Here is a 23408-nt window from a genome sequence, read left to right as displayed (position 1 = left end):
ATCACTTCAATGAACATATTCACCCTCCGCCCGAGTGCGTGCGCTCCGGATCGAAATCGATCCCGGTGATATAGCGCCGGCCCGCATGCGATTTGATATGGACAACGATGTCGATGGTCATCATCAGCAACCGTTTGATGACGGCGAACTCAAGGCCTGAGCCTTCGGCCGATGCCTTGACCATCAACGCGAGCTGGTCCCAGGTCTGCCCGATGCTGCCAGCGTGGCAGCTGGTGATGGAACCCGGATGACCGGAGGCGCAGTTGCGAATGAAGTAGAACGACTCGTCGCCGCGCAGCTCGGCCAGGATGATGCGATCGGGCTTCATGCGCAGGCAGGCTTCCATGCAGCTCTTCGCGGTGACGTTGCTCGTGCTTTGTCCACCTTTCGAATAGAGCAAATGCACGGAATTGGGCTGGCTAATGAAAAGCTCGCGCGCGTCCTCGATGGTCACCAGGCGCTCTTCGTGCGGGATGTGATTCACCAGCGACTTCATGAAGGTGGTCTTGCCGCTACCGGTGGCGCCCGCAACGACGACGTTCTTCTTGAACAGCACCGCCTTCTTGAAGAACTCGGCGTAATCGCGCTGCCGCCGCAGCTCGAGCAACTCGCGATCCTGTTCGCTGAGGCCCGACTGTACTTCCAGGATCTCCTGGAAGAAGCCGTCTTCCTTGTACTGCTCCAGCGTCTTGGTGTGCTTGGACGGCAGTCGGATGGTGATCGACACCTTGCCGGCATCGCAGGCCGGCGGGATGACGAACTGCGCGCGCTGACCTGTCGGAAACGTCAGCGACACCACCGGGTCGGCATCGGTGATGCGCTGACCGGTATTGCTCTCGTTGACCACCGCCGTGCAGAACTGCCGCGCACGGTCGAAGGTCAGCGACGGAATGTCCATCCGCTGCCAGCCGCGCAGCGTCTCCAGGTACAGCTCGCCGGGACGGTTGATGCAGATTTCCGTCACTTCGGGCGAGTTCAGGTAATCCAGGATGCCCAGTACCGAGTACTGGTAATCCAGGAAATCCGTGGAGATCTGCGCGGTCGGAGAGTCGTCGAACGTCACGTCGCTGTCTCGATCTCGGTCAACGCGGCAACACGGCCGTGAAGTCGACGTCCTTGGCGACGTAGACGTTCACGATGGTGCCCTGGTTGATGGTCACGGTGGCGGGACGCCGGCGATCCAGTGCCTGGTCGGCCAGACGCTGGATGGACTGCGCCGTGTTGCTCTCGAACGGCTGCTCGGTGACCACGCCGGAGTTGAGGCCGGTGGTCGTGGTCTTCGGGCCGTGCTCGGCTGCCGCCCACTTGAAGGCGTCGCTGAGCATGCTGATCATCAGCGCGGACGAAATACGGCTCGCCCAGTGCGCATTGTATTGGCCCGGATGGCCGGCGCTGCCGAGGTTGTCGACGCCAGGGCCAAGCAGGGTCACGTCGATGCCGGTCGGCGTGGTAATGCGATCCCAGACCACCTGCATGCGCGGGCCGGTCGGCTCCGCGGAACCGTACTGGCCGAGGATCTTCGACCCCTTCGGCAGCAACAGGCGGCGGCCGTTGATGGAGTAGACCGGCTCGGTGATGATGCAGGAGGTGAAGCCCGGGAAATCGGTGATGATCCGGGTCTCCAGCACGCAGCGGATATAGGTACCGCGCACCAGCAGACCGTCCGGATTGGCGATCGGCTTGGCGGAGGTCTCCTGCTCCTGCTGCATCGGCGCCCCACCCTGCTCCTGTCCCGGCATCATGCCGCCAAGGCCCTGGCCGCCGGCGTCCTGTTGCAGGCCGGCCATGCGCCGCTCCAGCAGGGACGGCCCACGCTCCTGTCGCGGCGCCGACTGCATCTGCGCGTCGGCATCGGTGGGCATCGGCGGCAACGGCGGCAGGCTCGGCTGCTCGGCCAGTTGCACCGGTTCGGCCGGTTGCACCGGTGGCGGCGCGGCGGTCTGCGGCAACGCAGGCGCCACCACCGCTTCCTGGCGCGGCTTCGGCGCCGGTTCGGGCGTGCTGTTGCCGCTCACCAGCCAGAAGATCGCCAGGATCAGCAGCGCCGCAATACCGGCCAGGAACACCAGCGCCTTGCGATTGAGCTTCTTCAGGTCGCTGGAACGCAGCACCGGCTCGTTGGCGTCCAGATCCGGATCGGCGGTCTGCTGCTGGCGAGCGAAATAGGGATTCTCGCGCGGCGCGTCGTCCGCTTGCGGATTGCGCGGCTGACCGTTGTCGCGGCCGTAGTTTTCGTCAGACGGAGGTAGATTCGAGTTCACTTTTGCTTGTTCCTACGCAAGCCGACAACATTCTTGCCGTGGCGGATGACCAGGAAGGGATAGGTCCCGTGGACAATCAGGGTATTGCCCTCGACTGTGGTATTGACCAGGAAATCCTCATCGCTTTCCTTCTCGCGACCGAACACGGCCGGGAAATTGCCCGTCGGGAAACGCGTCAGATCCATTTTGATGTAGGTGAACTTGCCATCGTCGTAGACGCTGCTCGGCACGATCCACATCTGCTTGGAACGGGTGGAATAGTCGTAATCGAAGTAGTAATGGCGGTCCTTGGTCAGCCGCGTATCGAGCTGCGACTCATCCTTCACCTCGTCGCTCGCCGCGGCAAAGCTGGTGTCCTTCGGATACGTGAAGGTCACCTTGTACTGCACGCCGGCCTGCTTGGCCTGCTCCAGCCGCTGCCAATCCGTCGCCACCACCTTCAATTCCAGGATGTAGGAATGGGTGGCGGTGCGGATCATCATGTTGGTATCGACGTCGACGTTCTTCGGCTTCAGGTAGAAGACGTTCTCGCGACGGCTGAGTTCCCAGCCACTGGTGAAGCCGGTGCTGTAATCGAGGATCTTCTCGTTCGGGCTCAGTTCGATCTGGGTGGTGATACCCAGGCCGGTACGCACCTGATAGATCTTGTCAGGCTCGTACTCGTACTGCTGGACCACCTGCGCCGACGCGATCGGCGCGAACAGGCCCAGAGCCAGCAACGCGACATGCGCCGCACCGGTTTTCGTCAGGAAACTCATCGAACGTTCGCTCCATTACCATTGTGCTGAGGTGCAACGTTGGGTGCGGGAGGCGCTGCGGCGGGCTGCGCTCCCGGATAGACCGGCGCGTTTACCGGATTGGACATCGGCTCCTGCTGCGGGACCGGCATCGTGCCGTTCGCACCCGGCATCATCGGCTGACCCGGCACCTGCTGCTGCACGGGCATTTGTCCCGCAGCTCCCTGCATCTGTGCGGCGGCCGGTTGCTGAACCGTGCCGGTTGCAGGGGTTTGCACGGCGGACGACGGCGGAACCGGCATGGCCGAGTAGTCGTTGTCGACCCGGTAATCAGTCACCAGGAACCCCAACGGGTTCTGCACCCGCAGATCGTCTTCCATGGCTAGATTGCTGTTGTACTTGAAGCCAAGAATGGCGAACTTGTTGTCGAGAAACGTGGATTGCCCCGTCTTCTTGTCGTAGATGCTGCGCTGGAAGCGCACATTGGCACCGGTATAGGGCTTACCGCCGCCGCCAAGCAGGTTGATGCTCAGAATCTTGACCCGAATCGAGCGCGCCTTGCCGTAGGTGTAATACGGAGCCGAGGGGTTGTTCGGCGCGTGCAGATTGAAATACTCGGCTCCCACCGCGGTATTCCTGGGCGCCATCGAGAACACCGTATTCCAGTCGTTGAGCCCCATCATCTCCGAATCGTAGGACTCACGTGCGGTAATGAAGCGCGCAACGTTGCTCTTGGCCAGCGCTTCGCTGTTGGTGACACTCTGCACATCGCCGCTGTTGCGCAATACCGTCACCGAGGAGTTGCCGGTATACGCATCCGCCATCACCAGGTACGGCACTTTCTCCTTCAACGGCAGCATGTAGTAGTACCCGCCGCCGAGCAGCAGGCACATGATGATGGCGCCGAACGCGACCCACCACGCACGGCGCTCGCTGCGGCGCGCCAGATCAGCGATGCTGATTTCGTAGTTGACCGCCTTCGCTACCGCTTTGTTGACGTTTTCGCTTTCGACCGGCTTTTTACCGAACATCAGACTTCACCAGGTTTCGTAATGTGGCTGCCGGCGTACAGCGTGCACGCCGACGGTGACGTCACTTCGTGCTGCCGCTGGCCGCAGGCGCACCGCTCAGCGACGACGACGGCTGCACCAGAATGCGATTGCCTGCTGCAGTCACGCTCAGCCCCTCCTGCGCATAGACCACACTCAACTCGGCGACCGCCTGCTGGATGCTGGTGGTGTTGATCTTGGCGACCGGCGCATACAGCGTGTAATCGGACTGGATGCTGTAGGACAGCTGCATGTTCGAATCCTTGGCCCAGCGCTCGAGCATCGTCTTCAGCGTGCCGTCCATCGGGATCGCCTGGTACACGTACGACGAGTACAGCGGGATCTCCATGGTCGACTCGGAGAAACGATTGACCGGCTTCCACTTGCCGCGGAAATCGGGTGCCGGCCGGGTTGCACAGGCGCTCAACAGCGCGACGGCACTCAACGTAGCGATCAGCCGAAACATATGCGTTCTTTTCACGCGAGCCTCTGAATTACGGAAACGTATTGAGAGCGGGCGGCACGCAGGCAGCCCACTGCTGGATGGCGGAGTTCGACACGACGACGCGACAGGTGCGTCGCGGCCAGGAAGGCGCCGGGAACGGCGCGGACGCAGACCTGCGGCGGGCGACGGAAGGCACCCGAGGCCGCGCGATCAGCGCCGAAGAAAACGGAATTTGACAGCAAACCTTCCATGTCACCCCTTACGTGCGTCTGTTCGACCCACGCCCCTGTTCCTGTTTCTGTTACCAATGCACCGCCATACTCGCGAGAATGTGCCGCAGGGGCATGCTCACGTCAAGCATTTGGCAAAAAAACGTTCAACTGATAAGTACGCCCAAAAAATAGGTGTTTTTCGTCACACTTTCAGATCGAGAGTGTCGGAATATCGACTTTCGGCAGCAGCCGCGCAGTGAAGTGGCGATCCTTGTAGTACTTGATCTTGTCGCACTTCACCGGATGCGGAATGCCCTCGTACAAGAACACTTCCTGATCGTTCCCCATTGCCTTCAACTCCTGCGGCAGCATCAGCGCCCGCTTCTCCTCCGACACGCTGCGGGTCACATCCTTGCCGCGGGTGACGTTCTTCTTGCGGAAGGTGGTGTAGCCGAGCATCTCGGAGTAGTCGTTGGCGTCCTGCTGCTCGCGCGGAGCGTAGAGAATCTGCAGTGCATGATTCGTGATGATGGTCCGCGAGACGTCTTTGCCATAGGTGGCATCGAGCTGGGCCATGCTCTGGATGATCGGCAGAAGGCGAACATTGTAGCCCGCCATATATGACACTGCCGAGGCGATGATGTCGACCTTGCCGATCGCGGTGAACTCGTCCATCAACAGCAGGCACTGGTACTTCAACGCCGGATTGCTCTTGGGCAGTTCCTTGGTGTTGAGGTTGATGATCTGGCTGAAGAACAGGTTGATGATCAGGCGGCTCTCGGCCAGCTTGTTGGGCTGGATGCCGATGTAGATGGTCATCTTCTTCTTGCGCAGGTCGGTCAGCAGGAAGTCGTTGTCGCTGGTGGCCGCATCCAGCACCGGGTTGATCCAGGCGTTGAGCGGCTCCTTGAGCGTGCCCATGATCGAGGCGAAGGTTTCGTCCGCCTGCGACAGCATGTTGGAGAACGCCGACTTGGCGTTGCCGCTGAGGAAGCGCCGCTCCGACAGCGACTTCAGGTACTTCTTCAGATCGGTGCCGTCGCCGGAAGACAGGCGGTAGATCGCACCCAGTGTCGGCGTGCCGAGACCGCCGGGGAAACCGATGTTGCGCTCGTCGTCCCAGTTCTCGAACAGGTACAGCGAGAACGCCATGAACGCGTTGCGCGCCTGGCTGACCCAGAACTTCTGGTCGTCGGAGCCGTCCGGGTACAGCATGGCGGCGATGCTCATCAGGTCCGAGACGCGGAACGCCGGATCATCGGAGACGTAGCTGAGCGGGTTCCAGCGATGGGTACGGCGGTCCTCGGCGAAGGGATTGAACAGGAACACCTCCTGGCCCTGGCTGGCGCGCCAGCCGCTGGTCAGATCGAAGTTCTCCTGCTTGATATCCAGCACCACCACCGATTCCTGGTACTCGAGCAGGTTCGGAATGACCACGCCGACACCCTTGCCCGACCGGGTCGGGGCCGCGAGGATCACGAACTGCTGGCCGCTGAGGCGTACCAGCTTGCCGCGGAACTTGCCGACCACGATGCCGTCGCCGCTGGTCTTGAACAGCCCATGCTTGGACAGGTCGGCCGCGCCGGCGAAGCGCGCGTCGCCATGCAGGCTGCGCTTGGGCGGCTTGAACATCAGCACCAGGATCAGCAGGGCCAGCAAGCCGGGCAAGCCGAAGCCGAGATAGCCGGCCCATTTGATCTTGCCGACGTAAGGGGCCACCTCCGGCAAGCCAATGGCGTGGACGTACTGGTAGTAGGTGCCGAGCCCGAACATCCGCGTGTCCAGCTTCAGCAACAGCAGGACCAGATAGCCGGACAGGAAATAGCCGCAGACGGCCGTGAGCACGACGACGAGCGCCGCCGCAACGAGTTTACGATTCGACAAGCCCTATCCTCCCTGATCCATCCTGGCGAATATTCTAGAGCGAGTTCCGCACTTTGCGACGACCTGCGCAGGCAGTCTGCATGGCGAGATCGGGTGTGGGGTGCAGCCTCGGCCCGGAGCCGGCCCACGATTGGCGGGCTGCGCCGCCACGGATGCCATGGCCCCGATGGGGCTGGGCACCACCATGGCTCCGGCCCGCCTCGTCCATGACCCAGACGGGCGGCGCCCTTGCCTCGACGCGCATCTTGCGTTCTATCGGCGCTGCCGCGTGCTCGGCTTGTTCCGCGACGGCTTCTTTTCCGCGCTGACCGCGTCCCGATCGCGCTCGACCAGGGTATCCAGGAAGACCCGCGCCTCGTCCCAGGACATGTCGTGCGGATCCACGCGCGCGCCGCCGTCGGTGGTCACCGCATAGCCCACCACGTTGGCCGGGCTGTATTCCGGCTCCCGGGTCAACGCCACGAGCTGGTAGCGTCCTTTGACTTGCACCGTATGATGGTATTCCACCATGCGCCTGGCCTCCTCGCCTGATCATTCGCTCGGATGCTAAAGCAAGCCCGGCCGCGCGGCCAGCGGCCTGCCTCCGGGCCACTCGTGGCCGCGCCTCAGGCACAAAAAAGCCGGCTTGCGCCGGCTTCGTCGTGTCCACGTTCGCTTCTCGCGTTGTAGCGAGCGGTGCAGGGTCGAATTAACCTACCTTGTAAAACGCCTAGCTCACGAATTGACCCACTGCGTGACTTGAGGTCAGTGCGGGGTCAATCAAGAATGTGCGAAGTGATGATCTATCCACCGAAACCGCTGTGCTTCATGGGTTTCAAGTGGTGGGCGGTACAGGGTTCGAACCTGTGACCCCTACCATGTCAAGGTAGTGCTCTACCGCTGAGCTAACCGCCCTTCTCTGCCGCGGCGCACCGCTGCAGGGGCGCGAATCTTAGCCCACCTGGCGCACAAGAACAATACCCGTCCACGTATCGGCCGCTGCGGCTCGCCTAGCCGACCAGGCTGGCGTCGCGCAGCTTCTTGATCTGGTCGCGTACCCGCGCCGCGTCCTCGAACTCCAGATCGCGCGCGTGCTGGTACATCTCCTGCTCCAGCGCCTTGAGCCGCGTGGCGATCTCCGCCGGCGCCAACGTCCGGTAGTCGGCCGGCTCTTCCGCGACCCGGCGCGTCTTGCCCTTGCCTTTGCCCTTGCCCGACTTGGCCTCGGCTGCATCCTCGCGCGCGCCCTCCAGGATGTCCACGATCGGGCGCGCCACCGACTTCGGGACGATCCCATGCTCCAGGTTGTACTCCACCTGCTTCTCGCGGCGGCGCCCGGTCTCGTCGATCGCGGCCTGCATCGAACGCGTCATCTTGTCCGCGTAGAGGATCGCCTTGCCGCGCAGGTTGCGCGCGGCGCGACCGATGGTCTGGATCAGCGAGCCGGTGGAGCGCAGAAAGCCCTCCTTGTCGGCATCCAGGATCGCGACCAGCGAAACCTCGGGCATGTCCAGGCCCTCGCGCAGCAGGTTGATGCCGACCAGCACGTCGAACTTGCCCAGGCGCAGGTCGCGGATGATCTCCACGCGCTCGACCGTGTCGATGTCCGAGTGCAGGTAGCGCACCTTCACCCCGTGCTCGCCCAGGTACTCGGTGAGGTTCTCGGCCATGCGCTTGGTCAGCGTGGTGACCAGCACGCGGTCGCCATCGGCCACGCGCAGGTTGATCTCCGAGAGCAGGTCGTCGACCTGGGTGGCCACCGGGCGGATCTCCACTTCCGGGTCGATCAGCCCGGTCGGGCGCACCACCAGCTCGGTGATCTCCCCGGCCGATTCGCGCAATTCGTAGGGCCCCGGCGTGGCCGAGACGTAGATGCTGCGCGGCGAGCGCGCCTCCCATTCCTCGAAGCGCAGCGGCCGGTTGTCCAGCGCCGACGGCAGACGGAAGCCGAACTCCACCAGGGTTTCCTTGCGCGAGCGGTCGCCTTTGTACATCGCGCCGATCTGCGGCACGGTGACATGCGATTCGTCCACCACCAGCAACGCGTCCGGCGGCAGGTAGTCGAACAGGGTCGGCGGCGGCTCGCCCGGCGCCTTGCCGGTGAGGTGCCGCGAGTAGTTCTCGATGCCGTTGCAGAAGCCCACCTCGGCCATCATTTCCAGATCGAACTGGGTGCGCTGCGCCAGCCGCTGCGCCTCGACCAGCTTGTTCTGCGCATACAGCTGCTCGAGCCGGTCCTTCAACTCCTGCTTGATCGTGTCCACCGCGCTGAGGGTGCGCTCACGGGTGGTGGCGTAGTGGGTCTTGGGGTAGATCGTGTAGCGCTGCAGCTTGCGCAGGGTCTCGCCAGTCAGCGGATCGAACAGGGTCAGCTGCTCCACGTCGCCGTCGAACAGCTCGATGCGCAAGGCTTCGCTGTCGGATTCGGCCGGGAACACGTCGATCACCTCGCCACGCACGCGGAAGCTGCCGCGGTGCAGTTCGTACTCGTTGCGGGTGTACTGCAGGTCGGTCAGGTGGCGGATCAGCTGGCGCTGCTCGACGTGCTCGCCGATCGACAGGATCAGCCGCAGCGACAGGTAGTCCTCCGGCGCGCCGAGGCCGTAGATCGCCGAGACCGTGGCCACCACCAGCGCATCGCGCCGCGACAGCAGGGTCTTGGTCGCGGCCAGGCGCATCTGCTCGATGTGCTCGTTGATCGAACTGTCCTTCTCGATGAAGGTGTCCGAAGACGGCACGTAGGCCTCTGGCTGGTAGTAGTCGTAGTAGCTGACGAAATACTCGACCGCATTGTTGGGGAAGAACGCCTTGAACTCGCCGTACAGCTGCGCGGCCAGGGTCTTGTTCGGCGCCATCACCAGGGTCGGCTTCTGGATCGCCTGGACCACGTTGGCGATGGTGTAGGTCTTGCCCGAGCCGGTCACGCCGAGCAGGGTCTGCTTGGCCAGGCCGGCCTCGAAACCGGCCACCAGCTTCTCGATCGCCTGCGGCTGGTCACCGGCCGGCGAATACGGCGATACGAGTTGGAAACGGTCGGACATGCACAAGCCTCAAGGTGAAGAGCGAGGCCGACAGTGTCGGCCGACCCCGCGCCAGGGAGATTTCCTACATGGGAACGCACAACCCCCTCATTCAAGCCCTGACGCCCCGCCGCGAGACTGGCGGCCTCGCACTGGGAGACGACGGACATGCGGAACGCTGCGGTCAAAGGCTACACATTGCTCGAGGCGATGATCGTGATGGTGGTGATCTGCCTGGTCGCGGGCATCGGCCTGCCGGCATTCCGCGAACTGTTGGCGAACCAGCGCTTGACGGCCGCCACGCACCAACTGAGCGCGCACTTCGCCCTGGCACGCAGCAGCGCCATCAGTTTCGGCGTCCCGGTCAGCGCCTGCCCGTCCAATGGAGACGGCAGTTGCCGCAGCGACAGCGACTGGAGCCACGGCTGGCTGGTGTTCCGCGACCCGGAACGGCAAGGCCAGCCCACCGCGCCGGACAGCATCCTCAGCGAAGGCAGCGCACCGGGCGCCGGCGACCTGGTCCTGCGCTCCAACCAAGGCCGGCCCTCGATCCGCTTCCTCCCCGATGGCCGCAGCGCCGGCAGCAACCTGACCGTCAACATCTGCGAGCGGGGCTGGCTACGCGCCGCGGTGGTGGTGAACAACACTGGACGTATCCGCACGCGAAAAGCGACGGAACCGATGCCCTGCCGGACGCCGGACTGACGCACAAAAGCAAAGGCCGCGATTGCTCGCGGCCTTTGCGGATTTGGCGCCCGAAGTTGGACTCGAACCAACGACCCCCTGATTAACAGTCAAGTGCTCTAACCGGCTGAGCTATTCGGGCGGGGAGGCGCATTGTATAGAGGCCTGTCGGGCATGGCAAGGGCCTGGGGCCAGATCTTCACCGCCTTGGCCCCCGCGCCGACCGGCTTACCAGCAGGTGCCCTCGCCCGCACCGGTGGATGTAGTACGCGCACCCTTCTGGTCGATGCTCAGCGAACCGCACTGTGTGTCCTTGGCCAACTGCGGACCGGTCGGCGTTGCGGTCAGCTTGAACGCATTGGCGGTTGGCGTCCCGGTGAAATCGACGTTGTAGAACTGCACGGCATCGGTTCCGCATTGAGGCCTGGGGACGCCCACGTAGGTCATGTTGGTCGTGTAGTAACGCTCGATCACCTGCGCGCCTTGCTGCAGGCACACGGACGCGGCGGAGCGGCGCGATTTGACGATATGCGACTGATAGCTGGCGAAGGCGATCGCCGCCAGAACGCCCACGATCGCGACCACGATCATCAGCTCGATCAGGGTGAAGCCGCGCTGCCGGCGGGCCGGAAAGGAGAAATGTCGCATCAATTGTTCCTCAGGAGTTCACGCCAGGACACACGCTTCATGCTGAGCGCGCTGCTGTTGGTACCGAGTGTGGTCGTACTGGCGTTGTCCAATGCGATCTGCATCTGGTTGCCGATGAAGATCGGGCTGTTGGGGCTGCTGTCCAGGCCGATGCCGGAGACGGGGGTGCCATTCAGTGTATCGCCGGTGCTGGATCCGCCGCTGCCGTCCAAATCGAAGAAGGATTGCGACAGCCGGCCACCGGTGAACGGATTGATCGCCATCACGAAGCCCTTGCCGCTGGGGCTGCACACGTCGCCCGAATCCGGGATGCGCGTCGTGCCGATCAACGCCGTGCCCTGGAAGAAGTTGGAGACCACCATGCGCTCGCCCTGCGGCGTCGTGCCTGGCGGCGACACCAGGTCCATGTACCAGCCGTCCGTCCCGGCGCTGGGCTTGTCCTCGATGACGCGCACGGCAAAGCCATTGACCGTGCCTTCCTGCAGGATGTTCACCTTGTTCAGGCTGGCGCGATTGGAGGGAATGGTGTTGCCGCGATCGATCAGGCCATACCAGCTCTGCACGTCCTTGTTGCCAAGATCGCCGCTGGACAGGTATTTGCCGGTCCCGAAGAACACCCAGGTCAATCCCGTCGCGGGATCCTTCGCCGCCGTGGGCGCAGCGGTGATCGGCTGCGCCTTGGCCCCATAGCTGGCGGAGAACAGCCTGCGCGGCGTCCCGTTCGCGCCGGTCATGTCGAACCGCCAAAGATTGCCGTTGAGATCGCCTGCATACAGACGATCGACGATGAAATCGTTGTTGGACGACCAGGCCAATACACCGGACAGGCCATTGTTGCCGCTCGACCCGGTCTGGATGCGGCTCGACACGCCGGTCATGGCATTCACCAGGATGAGATCGGCCGAATCGCCAGTGCTGTTGGGGCCATTGCCGAGCATCGCGTACCACTGGCCGTTGGCGAGCTGCCCGATGATCGGCTTGCCGAGATTGTTGCCCAGCCCGACGAGGTCGGTGGTCGTGGAGGTCTTGTCCCACAGCACGGTGATGTTGTTGGGGTCGGTGACATCCAGCGCGAACATGCCCTTGCCGCCCCGCCCCATGGTGCCGACCAGCACCGAGCGCCAGCCGCTCCCGGAGTAGACGTCCGACACGGTGAGCTCGCCGTCCACGTAATAGCGGTGCTGGTAGTTCGGATCGGTGTAGTCGAGCAACCCGGTCATCGCCGCCTTCGGCACGAAGGCGAACTTTTCCGCACCGGTGCTGGCATCGAACCCATGCAGCATGCCGTCATTGGCACCGACATAGATCATCGGCGCGCGCGTCGACTTGGCCGCGGCGAAGGAGGCGTAGGTGCTGGCACCGTTGAACGTCGCGGTCGTGTACAGGCGCGGGTTGGGCGCTCCCACGTAGACCGGCTGCGAATTGACGATGTCGCCCAGGATGCCGGTACGGGTACGCAGAATGCCACCGTTGGCCTTCTCCTGCGAACGGTCGCCACGCAGATAGTTGATCTGGTTCTGCGTCGCGGACGACAACGGTGTTCCGGAAAGCCTTCCGTAAGCGAAATTGTCCAGATTCCCGCTCGAGTTGACGAACTTGATCGTCCGGGCATCCCAGGCCGGGAACTGCGCGCTCGCGCTCCACGCTTGCGTCAGGGCGCCGGTGGTCTGGTTGACGTCGTACGCCACCACGTCGCCACGCCAGGTACCGCTGTAGAACACCGACTGGTACGTCCGCGCGCCCGCTTCCAGCTTGGTCGTGTTGCTGGCGAGGGACGCCGCAGACCCCTTCATCTCCTCCAGGATGCGCTCGAACGCCTGGCGCAGGCTGGCCACCATCTTTTCCGCGTCGGCAGCGATGTAATAATTGTTCGGCTGCTTGTAGCTGGCACTGCCATTGACGTAGGAGTTACCGTCCCACCAGGTGGAGTCAGCTAAAGCATCAAGATTGGTATCCGGATCGTAACCTTCTGGCACCTGAAAACCGCCATATTTCGCAGTCAACCAGTACTGATTAGTATTTGGCGCCTTGTAATCACCATACTCCACCACGTCGACCCAGTGCGTAGACAGGGTCTGCTTGCCAGGCAATCCGTCGCTAGCAGTGTCGGGACGCAAATCCTTGGTGTGCGCATCGTAGGCGAGTGCCGCGATATAGGCGGAATTGCCGTTACCGTTGAACGAACTGGTAACCGCCCGGCTCGCAGCATCAGTCGCGTTGAAGCCTTCCTTGCGCCATATCTGGCGCATACGTGCCAGCACGTCGACCGAGGTGTCGCTCGCCACTTCCGGCGGCTTACTTGGCTCGCCAGTGAGATTGCTGCCATTACCCGGCAGATTTTTATCGTAATGCGTATTGGTATCGCCAATACCCAGAATCACGTTGACCTGACAACGATAAGAGATAGGATCATTCCAATTGGTGATAACCGGAAAGCCGTCGGCTTGCTGGTACCTAACCAAAGAGTTACCGGTCAGCGACGAGTAAGCCGCAATATTTCCTTGATGCTTGAAATATCGAATTGCCGCATAGTATAACTCACTAACATCATCGTACGATTTGACATTCTTTCCGGTGTTTAATTGCCCAAATTTATTCAGATAATTAATGACACCACTATTGACGATTGGATTGCTGGCGCCCACCATCGCCGTAGTGGCAGCAGCATCGGCGACATCCGGATTTTGATAAATCACACCCGTCTGTGGATCCCACTCCCTCGCCGCATTAGCCAGACGACCCTCGTCAGGATTGTAGGTGTAAGGACCTACAAACTTTTGCTTGGCGCGCAGAATTCCAGAGTCGGCACCATCGCCCTGCTGGATATCCACATTCTTGTAACCAAAAATACTATACCGAATTCGATTAGAGTATTGCTGAATCAAACCTTCCGGCTTGTAATTGCCATTAGGATAGGCCACGCAATTATCTTCGAGGTATGCCTTGCCCAGACTGGCATCGCAGACCTTGACTCGAACCGACACTTCGAAGATATAGTTGGTATCGGGCGCGCAACCAAGAATAGCGACCAAACAGGGAGAGCCATCAGCCCTGATAAGACTACCATCCAACGAATGCTTGCTTGGATTATATGGAATAGCGCGAGTAGACGCACCATCAAGATTAGTTGCCGCGAAATTCATCTGGTTGCCGCGCCCCACTCCAGCAACGCCTAGCCCATCGATGCGCATTCCGAAGTTCCGCCAACTTGCCGGAGTAGCACCAGCAATGAGCGTGGGATTATTATTGATGTAACGCCGCGGAAAATTTGTTTTCCCCTCATGATCCGAAACCGCCTTTTCCAGAATCGTCTCTGTCGCGGTGTCGCGCGCGCGATAGCCGCCAGTCAGCGCAGAACGAAACGGGTCAATGGTCTGGGTCGCAGCCCAGTTGAGGAAGTTGCCCGCCCACACGCCCGTGCCGGAGCAGGCGTAGCTGCTCGGATTGTTGCCCAGCAGGCTGACCGGATAAAAATAACGATCAGTTTCATCGTCGCTATAGTGGTACTTGTAGCATTTCTCAGAATCGAAGTAGCCGACGAACCTACTTGTGGTCGAATAGGTATCGGACAGATTCGCCTTGCTGATCACCGTCGGAAATTCCACCGACGGCACGAACGCTAGGTTGCCCGGCACGTCGCTGCCAACGTACAGCGGCGACTGCGAAACATCCACATCGGCGCCGGCGCCGCCGACGGTACCGATGAACACACCGGCCACCACGGCAAGGAGCCAGTCCCGGTACGTCGTCTTCTTCGCTCGACTGGTCATAAGAGGCCCTTACTTGACGGTGACGTTGGTCTGCAGCACGACGATGGCCCGGCCGCCGGACGCGGCCGGATTGCCGCTGCGCGCGATGACGCGGTAGTAGTGTTCCAGCGAGGTACCGCCGGTGCCGCCGTACTGGTTCTGGTTGATGCTCGAGCCCAGGCCCAGCTGATCCTCGCTGGTGCGCTGGCCCAGGTACTGGATGTAGTACTGCGCCGGGACCGCCTGGCCGGTCGGCTTCACCGTGCCGTCCACCCAGCACTCCTGGGCGCCCAGCGCGCAGCCGGAGGCATTGCCGGTATACGTGTTGCTGGGAACGGCCGGACATACCGTCGTTCCCGACGAACAGTTGAAGCCGATGGTATTGCCAGACTTGGCAGCGTTCTGGATGGCCTTCTCCGCATCGCGCAAGGCGCCTTCGGCGGCCTGGAAGCCCAGGCTGCGGTCGTACATGTTGGAGGACATGCGCTCCTGCAGCAGCGTGCCGCGCAGCACGGCCAACCCCAGCAGGGTCATCACCAGCAACAGCAGCAGCACGACGATGAGCGAGATGCCGGCCTGCCGGCGGGGCGACGGAGACATGTTCACGGGTTCCGGTTCCTGATGCTCACGATCGTGCTGAAGGTCCGCGTCGCCGGCGTCTTCCCCGGGCCAGCCGTAGTGTTGGAACTGACGGTCATGCTGATCTGCACCGCGATCACATTGGCCCAGTTGCCCACGGCATTGGCATCGACATAGGCAGTGCCGCCGGTGGACAGGTACTTGAACTGGAGACCGGTGACGCCATCGGCAATTTCGTTCTTCTGACTCGCGCCGCCTGGCGCAATCACTTCCTGATACAGCGAGGTGCCCCCGGTTCCTCCGCTGCTGGCCGCCACATACCAGCGCACGGCGCGCACTTCGGTCAGGATGGAGTTGATCTCGTAGGTGTAGTTGTTCGAGCCGGCGACGCACACGCCCGGCAGACGTCCGAGCCGCGTGCAGCTATTGAGGCCACCACTTGCGTAACTGGCCGTGGTGCCGGAAACGCTGCTCATCTGCAGCACCGCCAGTTGCTGGCGATCACACAACAACATGATCGCGTTGCTGTGCAGGTCGGGGGCGGCGGCGTTGAGGGCCAGGGTCTGGGTCGCGGCATTGTGCGCGGTCACGGTGGCGCCGCCGGTACCGGCGGAGAGGATCTGGATCGCGTCGGTTCCGGCCGTGAGCGTGAGGCCGGATGGGTTGCTGTTCTCGTAACCGGTCAGCGGCAACGCCCAATTCATCCACCAGCTCGCCGTCGGATTGTTCAGGACGTTCGCCACCGGCAATCCGGAATCGCAGGGATTGCCGCCGGCCTCGCGGATGTCCTGCGCCATCATCTCGAAGCCGGTCCGCGCCGACTCCTGGATCCGGCTCAGCCCCTCGGTCGCCGCATAGGTCTGGCGGTTGGAGAGGAAGATGCCGATCGCCGCGCCGACCACCAGCAGGCCGAGCAACATCGAGATCATCAATTCGATCAGGTTGAATCCGGATTGGCGCCGTGGCAGAGCATGCATGTTGGAGGCCTTCACAGCTGTGCCGTCGTGATCAGGGTCTGGGTCGCGCTGCCGCTGGTGTTGCCGTTAGCACTCGAGTTCACTCCGCGGCTGTCGTCCCATTGCACGGTGATCGTGCAATTGCCGTCGTTGCAGGCGATGGAGCCGCAGGTCGTGGCCGGGTCGCCACCGATCGCCGTCTTCAGACCGTTGAGCCAGACCGACTTGTCGGTCGCCACCAGATCGCCTGCCGCGGGCGCCGTGCACAGCATGCCGCCGGTGTTGTAGGTCCCCAGCATCGCCGCATTGCGGTTGGCACGCATCGCATCGAGGATCGTATAGGTCTGCATGACGATCTGGCTGCGCTGCAGCGCGCTCTGGTTGTTGCGCAGCGCGGTGGTCTGCATCGCCGCCACGCCCAACATGCCGACCCCCAGGATCAGCACCGAGATCATCACCTCGATGAGGGTGACCCCCGCCATGTGTCTGCCGCTCTGGAACCGCTTCATGGTGTCTCCGCTTGCCGGAACCGAATTAGCCGATGGTGGTGCAACTGCCGCCGTCGGATGTCGAGGTGACCTGGGCGCGGCTGCCGCCCATCAGCTTGACGGTCCTGACATTGCTGGATGGGTTGGTGACCGCCATGCACACCACGATGCCCCCCGTCACCGGCGTTCCGCTGCTGTTGCGCGCGATGCCGTCGGCGCCGAAGGTCAGCTTGTCGCCCATGGCGTCCAAGGTGGTGCTGGTGACGACCAGACCGGTGCGCAGGGTCGTGCTGCGCAGCACGGTGCCGTCGCGGGCGACGGTGAGGTAGCGGGTCCAGTTGCCGCCGCTGGCGCAGGTCGCACCATCGTCGCTGCGACACAGGCTGACCCCGCCGTTCAGGCGCACCGCCTCCGAGCGCGTCAACTGCACCGCGGCGATCAACTCGTTGGCGGCGCCGGTCAGGCGGTTGCTGCGGATCAAACCGGTGAAACTCGGCACCGCCAGCGCCATGATGATGGCCAGCACCGCCACCGTGACCATCAGCTCCACCAGCGTGAAGCCACGCTGCATCCGCTCGGCAAGGCCACGCGCGCAAGGAACAGCCATATCCTTCCCCAGATTCTCCCGCCGGCCACGCTAGCGGCCGGACCGCGCCCGCGCCAGCCGTTGCCGACGGATGGCGGATATGGGGGAGTGGACGGACCGTGCGCGGCACCGCGCCAGCCGGCATGATGCACCTCGGCCCTGCCCCACCGCCTCCGCCCCCGATGCCCGCCTCCGCTTACTCCACCGACCAGTTGCAGGTCCTCAAGCAACCCTCGACCCTGATCTGGATCGTGATGGCCGGCGAATGCATCGCCGCCATCCTGGCCCTGACCCCGGTCCCGGGCGCGGGCATGGGCGGCAGCCGCTGGGTCTACTTCGGCCTGGCGTCGCTGGGCATCCAGTGGGTCGCACTGCTGACCCTGGCCAGCCTGCTGCTGCTGCGCCGGGCACTGGCGAACTGCGGCTTCCTGTCCATCACCGTGGCCACGCTGGGCCTGATGCAGGCGCTGACCTGGCTGATCAGCGGCGTGATCCTGTATGCGTTCGGCGACTACTGGCAGCTCTCCGATCACGCATGGCTGACGCTGTCGCTGCAGTTGTCCGGGATCGCCCTGCTGATCGGCCTGCTCGGCATGGCCGCGTTGCACAACCACGTGCGCATCAAGCAACTGGTCGAGCGCGCCAAGCAGGCCGAGATCGATGCGCTGACCGCGCGCGTGCAGCCGCACTTCCTGTTCAACACGCTCAACACGGCGGTGATGCTGGTGCACCGGCAACCGCAGCAGGTGGAACAGTTGCTGATGGACCTGTCGGACCTGTTCCGCGCCGCGCTGGCCGCGCCTGACCTGGTCGACCTGCAAGACGAGATCGACCTGGCCAGGCGTTACCTGGACATCGAGGCGATCCGTTTCGGGCCGCGCCTGCGCGTGCACTGGGACGTGCCCGAGGCGCCGGCACCGGTGCGGATTCCGCGGCTGTCGCTGCAACCGCTGCTGGAGAACGCCGTCCACCACGGCATCGAATGCAGTGCCGAGGGGGGCGAGATCGGCATCGCCATCGGCGAGCGCGACGGCGCCCTGGAGATCCGCGTGCGCAACGCGGTACCGGTGGGCGGCCTGTCGCCGCACATCGGCCGCGGCCACCGTGTCGGCCTGTCGGCGCTGCGCACGCGCCTGGACAGCCTGGAAGGCGCCTCGCTGCACACCGCCAGCGATGGCGCCTGGTTCGTCGCGACGATCCGGATCGGACTCAGGCCATGACCCGGTAGCAGGGCCGGTACTCGCCGGAGATCTTCATGCGGCGCTGTTCGACGAAGGCGCGCAGCAATTCGTCCAGGGCCTGCATCATGTCCGCATCACCATGGATCTCGAACGGGCCGTGCTGCTCGATGCGGCGCATGCCGTCTTCCTTGACGTTGCCGGCGACGATGCCGGAGAAGGCGCGGCGCAGGTCCGCGGCCAGCGCGTGCGGCGGACGGCCATGGTGCAGATCCAGCGCGGCCATCGCCTCGTGGGTCGGCTCGAACGGACGCTGGTACTCCAGCGGGATGTCCACCGACCAGTTGAAGTAGAACGCGTCCTTCTGCTCCTTGCGGTGCGTGCGCACCTGCTGGATGCCGGCAGCCATCTTGCGCGCCACCGCCACCGGATCGCCGACCACGATCTCGTAGCGCGAGGTCGCCACTTCGCCCAGGGTCAGGCGCAGGAAGCGGTCGATCTGCTCGAAATACGGCGCGGCGATGGTCGGGCCGGTGAGGATCAGCGGGAACGGCAGGTCACGGTTCTCCTCGCGCAGCAGGATGCCGAGCAGGTACAGGATCTCCTCGGCGGTGCCGACGCCACCGGGGAACACGATGATGCCGTGGCCGATGCGGACGAAGGCCTCCAGGCGCTTCTCGATGTCCGGCATGATCACCAGGTGATTCACGATCGGGTTCGGCGACTCGGCGGCGATGATGCCCGGTTCGGTCACGCCGATGTAGCGGTTGTCGTGCTTGCGCTGCTTGGCGTGGGCGATGGTGGCGCCCTTCATCGGCCCCTTCATCGCGCCCGGACCGCAGCCGGTGCAGATGTCCAGCCCGCGCAGGCCCAGCTCGTAGCCGACCTGCTTGGTGTACAGGTACTCGTCGCGCGAGATCGAGTGACCGCCCCAGCACACCACCAGCTTGGGATCGTTCGGCTGCAGGATGCGCGCATTGCGCAGCTGGCCGAACACCGCGTTGGTGATGCCTTCGCTGGACTGCAGGTCGGTGGTCGATTCGGGGCCGAGCTCGATGGCCATGTAGGCCAGGTCGCGGACCACGGCGAACAGCAGCTCGGCCACACCGTTGATGATCTCGCCGTCGACGAAGGCCATCGCCGGCGCGTTGAGCAGGTCGATGCGCACGCCGCGGTCGCGCTGCACCACCTGGATGTCGAAGTCGGGATACAGATCGCGCGCCGCACGCGGATCGTCGGACGCACTGCCGCTGGTCAGCACCGCCAGCGCGCAGCGCCGCAGCAGTTCGTGCAGGCCGCCGCTGGAGGCATCGCGCAAACGCGCCACTTCCACGCGCGAGAGGATGTCCAGGCCGCCGCGCGGGTAGATCCGCGCATCCACTACCGGCAGCGCGCGCGCCGCCGTATTGCTGGTCGTCATATCGAATGTCTTGTCGGTGTCGTCAGCCGGCGACTTTAACGTCAGCCCCCGCAAAAAGAAAACGGCCGGGTCGCCCCGGCCGTTTCCAACGCTTCAGCTAGCCTGCGCCGCGATCAGAACTGATAGCGGAAGCCCAACTGCAGCGACCACTGCGACACGCCGGTGTTGAAACCGTCGGCGTCGGCATTGGCAGCCGTCGGCTGATCGGTGTACAGGGTGTTGTACACGTACTTGCCCTGGTAGATGCCCTGCAGGTTGGCGACGCGTGCGTCGGCATAGAAGCCGTAGTCGTAGATCCGGCCCCACTTCTTGTTCAGCAGGTTGCCCACGTTCTGGATGTCCAGCCAGACTTCGGACTTGTGGCCCTTGAAGAAGCCCGGCAGCTGCTGGGTGATGCGCACGTCGAAGGTGTTGATCCAGCCGGAACGGAAGCCGTTGGCCGGGGCGTAGCTGCCGGCGTACTTGGCCAGCTGCGGGTTCTTGGCCAGCCAGTCGAAGAACTGCTGCTGCAGTGCCGGGTTGGCGGTGAACGCACCGGTGCTGCTCAGCGTGCCGAACAGCACGTCGCCCGGGCCCTTCGGCACGTAGAACAGGTCGTTGGTCGAGCGGCCGTCGCCGTTGGCGTCGCCGTTGAACACGTAGCTGTACGGACGGCCGCTGCGGCCTTCGTAGACCAGGCCCACGCGGGTCTCGTAGTCGCCGAAGAACATGTGCTTCCAGTCCAGCGAGCCGGAGATGCGGTCCTTGATCTCGTAGCGCGAGGTGTTCTCGGTTTCCGAGTTGGCGTTGAACGCGTACTGGTAGCCCCAGCCCGAGCTGGCGGTGGAGCTGGTCAGCGAGCCGACTTCGGTGGCGTGGGTGTAGGTGTAACCCAGGGTCCAGGACCAGTCGCCGCCTTCGCTGAACGGCTTGGACAGCGACACGGTGAACTGCTGGGTCTTGCCCTTGTCGGTGTTGTCGATCAGGTAGACGTCGCTGTACGCGGTGTTGCGGTTGTAGCGGTTGTCGCCGGTCGCCCACGGACGGCCGGTGCGGGCCGGGTTCCAGTACAGCGCACGGCCGTCCGGACCATAGTAGGCCGGGCTCGGATCCTGGCCCTGGCCGTTGACGCGACCGATGTTCAGGCTCTTGTAGTACAGGCCGTCCTTGACCTTGGTCACCAGCAGCTCGGCCGAGGCCACGATGCCGTACCACGGCAGTTCGTGATCCAGGGCCAGGTTGGCCTTGTACAGCGACGGCAGCTTGAAGTCGTTGCCGACGAAGCTCACGCCCTGGGTCGCGGAACCCGGCGTGGTCGGGACCGGCTGGGTGTCCTTGTTGGCGCTGAACGGCAGGGCCGGGTTGTAGGCGGTGTAGCTGTAGGCGTTGTAGTTGAAGCCGGTGTTGGAGTAGCTGTTGCCGATCCACACCTGCGGCGCATCGCCCTGGAACAGGCCCACGCCACCGCGCAGCTGGGTCGGACGGTCGGTGTCGAAGGTGTAGTTGAAGCCGAAGCGCGGCTGGATCAGGAAATCGCCGTTGAAGACCTTGCTGTTGTCGTAGCCGAAGTAGGCCTGCGCCGCAGCGTTGTAGGTCGGATCCGGGCTCACCTTCGCACGATCGCCGCGCAGGCCCAGGGTCAGGGTCAGGTTGTTGTTGACGTACCAGGTGTCCTGCACGAACAGGCCGAGGTTGCTGTTCTTGTAGTCGGCCGCGATCGAACCCGGGCTACGCTCCTGGTTGAGCTGGTACGAGCTCCAGCGGCCGCTGGCGAAGTTGTCCAGGCCGAAGAAGGTGTACACGCCCCAGGTGTTGCGGCCGTACAGGTTGTAGATGTCGTTGGTGCTGTAGTCGACGCCGAACTTCAGGTTGTGGTTGTCCAGGGTCAGCGTGCCCGCACCGTAGTAGTTCCAGGTCTTGGTGGTGAGGATGTTGCCCTGCGAGTTGGTCTCGGTGCCCAGGTACAGCACGTCGCCGGTCGGGTTGGCGACCGAACCGTCGAAGTACACGGCGATGCTCGGCGCGTTGGTCGGCACCACGCGGATCGCGGAGTAGTCGCGGTAGGACACCTTGAACTCGGTGGAGAAGTTCTCGGACCAGTCACTGAACAGCTGGCCGACGTAGCTCTCGACCGACTTCTCGTGCTGGTACCAGTACGAGCTCAGCGAGGCCTGGCTGGAACTGCCGGCGCCATTGATGCGCAGCTTGCTCTGGTCGAGCTTGCTGTAGCGGAAGCTGGCGCGGTGGTTGTCGCTGATGTTCCAGTCGAGCTTGAGCGCGTATTCCTTCAGGTCGGTGTTGCCGTCGCTGTCCAGGGTGCCGGCGTCGAAGCCGTAGTTCTTGGCGATCTGCTGGGCGCGGGTCACGTCGGCCATGCCGTACTTGGCATTGGCCTTGCCCAGCGCGGTGCTGCCCAGGTCCAGGCCCGGCGCGTCCTGCTGGAACTTCTCGTAGTTGGCGAAGAAGAACAGCTTGTCCTTGACGATCGGGCCGCCGAAGGTCGCGCCGTAGGTCTTCTCCTTGGTGAAGCCGTTGAACTTGCTGCCGTCCGGGTTGTCGCCGAACCAGTCGCCATCGCGATAGCTGCCGTACACCGAACCGTGGAACTCGTTGGTACCGGACTTGGTCACCGCGTTGACGGTGGCGCCGGCGGCGCTGGCGATGCTGACGTCGTAGTTGGACAGGTTGACGTCGATGGCTTCGATGGCCTCCATCGACACCGGCTGGCGCCGGGTGGTCATGTTGTTGCCTTCCAGGCCGAAGGTGTCGCTGGCCGAGACGCCGTCGATGTTGATCGAGTTGTAGCGCGGGTTCAGGCCGCCGGCGCTGATCGTGCCCGAGGCGCGATCGACGAAGGCCACGCGCGGATCCAGCCGCATGTAGTCCTGGATGTTGCCGTTGATCGACGGCAGCGCTTCGATCTGCTCGCGGCCGACGTTGGTGCCCGAGCCCATCTTGGTGGCGCTGAACACTTCCGAGCCGGTGGCGATGGCGACGGCATTGACCGTCTCCAGCGTGGTCGGCGCAGCCATGTCGCCGGTCAGGTCGGCGTTGATGGTGGCGTTCTGGTTGACGCTCAGGTACACGCCGTCTTCGGTCTTGGTGCCGTCGCCCGACTTGGTGATGGTGATGCTGTACGGACCGCCGACGCGCAGGCCGCGCGCGTTGTAGCGACCGGCGGCATCGGTGGTGGCGCGGCTGACCGTGCCCGACTCGACGTGGGTGATGGTCACCTCGGCGCCGGCGACCGGCTGGCCACCATGGGTCACCACACCGCCGACACCGGCGGAGGTGCTCTGGGCGAACACCGGCGCAGCGGCCAGCGCCGCAACCAGGCCCAGGGTGAGCTTGGACATCCGCAGACGGGGTTGAATCATTGCAATAGCCTCGATGGAGTTTGACGAAATGCGCATGGCAGTGCCGTGCGAGTACGGGCGCACGGCCGCGGAATGGGGGTTGGTCACCCTTGCCGATTCCCCGCAAGGGTTAACATGAGTTTAACACCATAGGGCCAATTTGTTGCCGAATCGTGACAACCCGGCACAAGCGGACAT

18 protein-coding genes and 2 tRNA genes are annotated in these 23408 nt (G+C 63.5%); 2 read left to right on the top strand and 18 right to left on the bottom strand.

All coding sequences use genetic code 11. The annotated features are described in order from the left end of the window. Nucleotides 1-19: 19 nt before the first annotated feature. From virB11 to uvrB, 9 genes are all read right to left on the bottom strand, one after another. Nucleotides 20-1063 carry a P-type DNA transfer ATPase VirB11 gene (virB11, locus tag ACP93_RS06315; protein WP_048489916.1) on the bottom strand — a complete coding sequence of 348 codons (1044 nt, stop codon included), beginning with the start codon at nucleotides 1061-1063 and terminating at the stop codon, nucleotides 20-22. 19 nt (nucleotides 1064-1082) lie between these two features. Further along, nucleotides 1083-2261, bottom strand: a complete 1179-nt coding sequence (locus ACP93_RS06310; protein WP_048489915.1) for a TraB/TrbI/VirB10 family type IV secretion system protein — start codon at nucleotides 2259-2261, stop codon at nucleotides 1083-1085. Further along, nucleotides 2258-3019, bottom strand: coding sequence for a TrbG/VirB9 family P-type conjugative transfer protein (locus ACP93_RS06305; RefSeq protein WP_048489914.1), 762 nt, complete (start codon nucleotides 3017-3019; stop codon nucleotides 2258-2260). The genes ACP93_RS06310 and ACP93_RS06305 overlap by 4 nt, the downstream gene beginning before the upstream one ends. Then, nucleotides 3016-4029, bottom strand: coding sequence for a VirB8 family type IV secretion system protein (locus tag ACP93_RS06300; protein WP_048489913.1), 1014 nt, complete (start codon nucleotides 4027-4029; stop codon nucleotides 3016-3018). The genes ACP93_RS06305 and ACP93_RS06300 overlap by 4 nt, the downstream gene beginning before the upstream one ends. Before the next feature lie 61 nt (nucleotides 4030-4090). Then, nucleotides 4091-4513: a hypothetical protein gene (locus ACP93_RS06295; protein WP_048489912.1), complete on the bottom strand. Its 423-nt coding sequence runs from the start codon at nucleotides 4511-4513 to the stop codon at nucleotides 4091-4093. A 401-nt stretch (nucleotides 4514-4914) separates the two neighbouring features. Further along, complete coding sequence (locus ACP93_RS06290; protein WP_048489911.1) at nucleotides 4915-6588, bottom strand: type IV secretory system conjugative DNA transfer family protein; 1674 nt, start codon at nucleotides 6586-6588, stop codon at nucleotides 4915-4917. Between the two features lie 252 nt (nucleotides 6589-6840). Next, nucleotides 6841-7098 (bottom strand): hypothetical protein, encoded by a 258-nt coding sequence (locus ACP93_RS06285; RefSeq protein ID WP_048489910.1) that lies wholly within the window; start codon nucleotides 7096-7098, stop codon nucleotides 6841-6843. A 309-nt stretch (nucleotides 7099-7407) separates the two neighbouring features. Beyond that, nucleotides 7408-7482: transfer RNA gene (locus tag ACP93_RS06280), tRNA-Val, on the bottom strand. 95 nt (nucleotides 7483-7577) lie between these two features. Then, nucleotides 7578-9608 carry an excinuclease ABC subunit UvrB gene (gene uvrB, locus ACP93_RS06275; protein ID WP_048489909.1) on the bottom strand — a complete coding sequence of 677 codons (2031 nt, stop codon included), beginning with the start codon at nucleotides 9606-9608 and terminating at the stop codon, nucleotides 7578-7580. Nucleotides 9609-9755: 147 nt separating this feature from the next. On the opposite strand from uvrB, the gene ACP93_RS06270 reads away from it, so the two are divergent. Beyond that, nucleotides 9756-10292, top strand: a complete 537-nt coding sequence (locus ACP93_RS06270) for a GspH/FimT family pseudopilin (RefSeq protein ID WP_048489908.1) — start codon at nucleotides 9756-9758, stop codon at nucleotides 10290-10292. 44 nt (nucleotides 10293-10336) lie between these two features. Here the strand turns inward: ACP93_RS06270 and ACP93_RS06265 are convergent. From ACP93_RS06265 to ACP93_RS06235, 7 genes are all read right to left on the bottom strand, one after another. Continuing rightward, a tRNA-Asn gene (locus ACP93_RS06265) sits at nucleotides 10337-10413 on the bottom strand. A gap of 86 nt (nucleotides 10414-10499) precedes the next feature. Continuing rightward, nucleotides 10500-10919, bottom strand: a complete 420-nt coding sequence (locus ACP93_RS06260; RefSeq protein WP_048489907.1) for a type IV pilin protein — start codon at nucleotides 10917-10919, stop codon at nucleotides 10500-10502. Beyond that, on the bottom strand, nucleotides 10919-14689 hold the full coding sequence (locus tag ACP93_RS06255) for a pilus assembly protein (protein ID WP_048489906.1): 3771 nt from the start codon (nucleotides 14687-14689) through the stop codon (nucleotides 10919-10921). Before ACP93_RS06255 ends, ACP93_RS06260 begins: the two co-directional genes overlap by 1 nt. Before the next feature lie 9 nt (nucleotides 14690-14698). Further along, nucleotides 14699-15268 (bottom strand): pilus assembly PilX family protein, encoded by a 570-nt coding sequence (locus ACP93_RS06250; protein ID WP_048489905.1) that lies wholly within the window; start codon nucleotides 15266-15268, stop codon nucleotides 14699-14701. Between the two features lie 2 nt (nucleotides 15269-15270). Beyond that, nucleotides 15271-16224 carry a PilW family protein gene (locus tag ACP93_RS06245; RefSeq protein ID WP_048489976.1) on the bottom strand — a complete coding sequence of 318 codons (954 nt, stop codon included), beginning with the start codon at nucleotides 16222-16224 and terminating at the stop codon, nucleotides 15271-15273. Between the two features lie 11 nt (nucleotides 16225-16235). Then, nucleotides 16236-16712, bottom strand: coding sequence for a type IV pilus modification protein PilV (pilV, locus tag ACP93_RS06240; RefSeq protein WP_048489904.1), 477 nt, complete (start codon nucleotides 16710-16712; stop codon nucleotides 16236-16238). Nucleotides 16713-16737: 25 nt separating this feature from the next. Further along, nucleotides 16738-17232, bottom strand: coding sequence for a GspH/FimT family pseudopilin (locus tag ACP93_RS06235; RefSeq protein ID WP_237474212.1), 495 nt, complete (start codon nucleotides 17230-17232; stop codon nucleotides 16738-16740). A gap of 227 nt (nucleotides 17233-17459) precedes the next feature. On the opposite strand from ACP93_RS06235, the gene ACP93_RS06230 reads away from it, so the two are divergent. Then, the gene (locus tag ACP93_RS06230) at nucleotides 17460-18497 is read left to right on the top strand and encodes a sensor histidine kinase (RefSeq protein WP_048489902.1); all 1038 of its coding nucleotides are present in this window, start codon (nucleotides 17460-17462) and stop codon (nucleotides 18495-18497) included. Here the strand turns inward: ACP93_RS06230 and ppnN are convergent. Together ppnN and ACP93_RS06220 are read right to left on the bottom strand one after the other, a co-directional pair. Continuing rightward, nucleotides 18487-19875 (bottom strand): nucleotide 5'-monophosphate nucleosidase PpnN, encoded by a 1389-nt coding sequence (gene ppnN / locus ACP93_RS06225; protein ID WP_048489901.1) that lies wholly within the window; start codon nucleotides 19873-19875, stop codon nucleotides 18487-18489. The genes ACP93_RS06230 and ppnN overlap by 11 nt on opposite strands. Before the next feature lie 113 nt (nucleotides 19876-19988). After that, nucleotides 19989-23210, bottom strand: coding sequence for a TonB-dependent receptor (locus ACP93_RS06220; protein WP_048489900.1), 3222 nt, complete (start codon nucleotides 23208-23210; stop codon nucleotides 19989-19991). Nucleotides 23211-23408 lie beyond the last annotated feature (198 nt).

Source organism: Xanthomonas sp. NCPPB 1128, assembly GCF_001043115.1.
Classification (GTDB): domain Bacteria; phylum Pseudomonadota; class Gammaproteobacteria; order Xanthomonadales; family Xanthomonadaceae; genus Xanthomonas_A.
The sequence above is the reverse complement of the archived record's forward strand: the minus strand, read 5'-3'. Positions and strand labels throughout refer to the sequence as shown.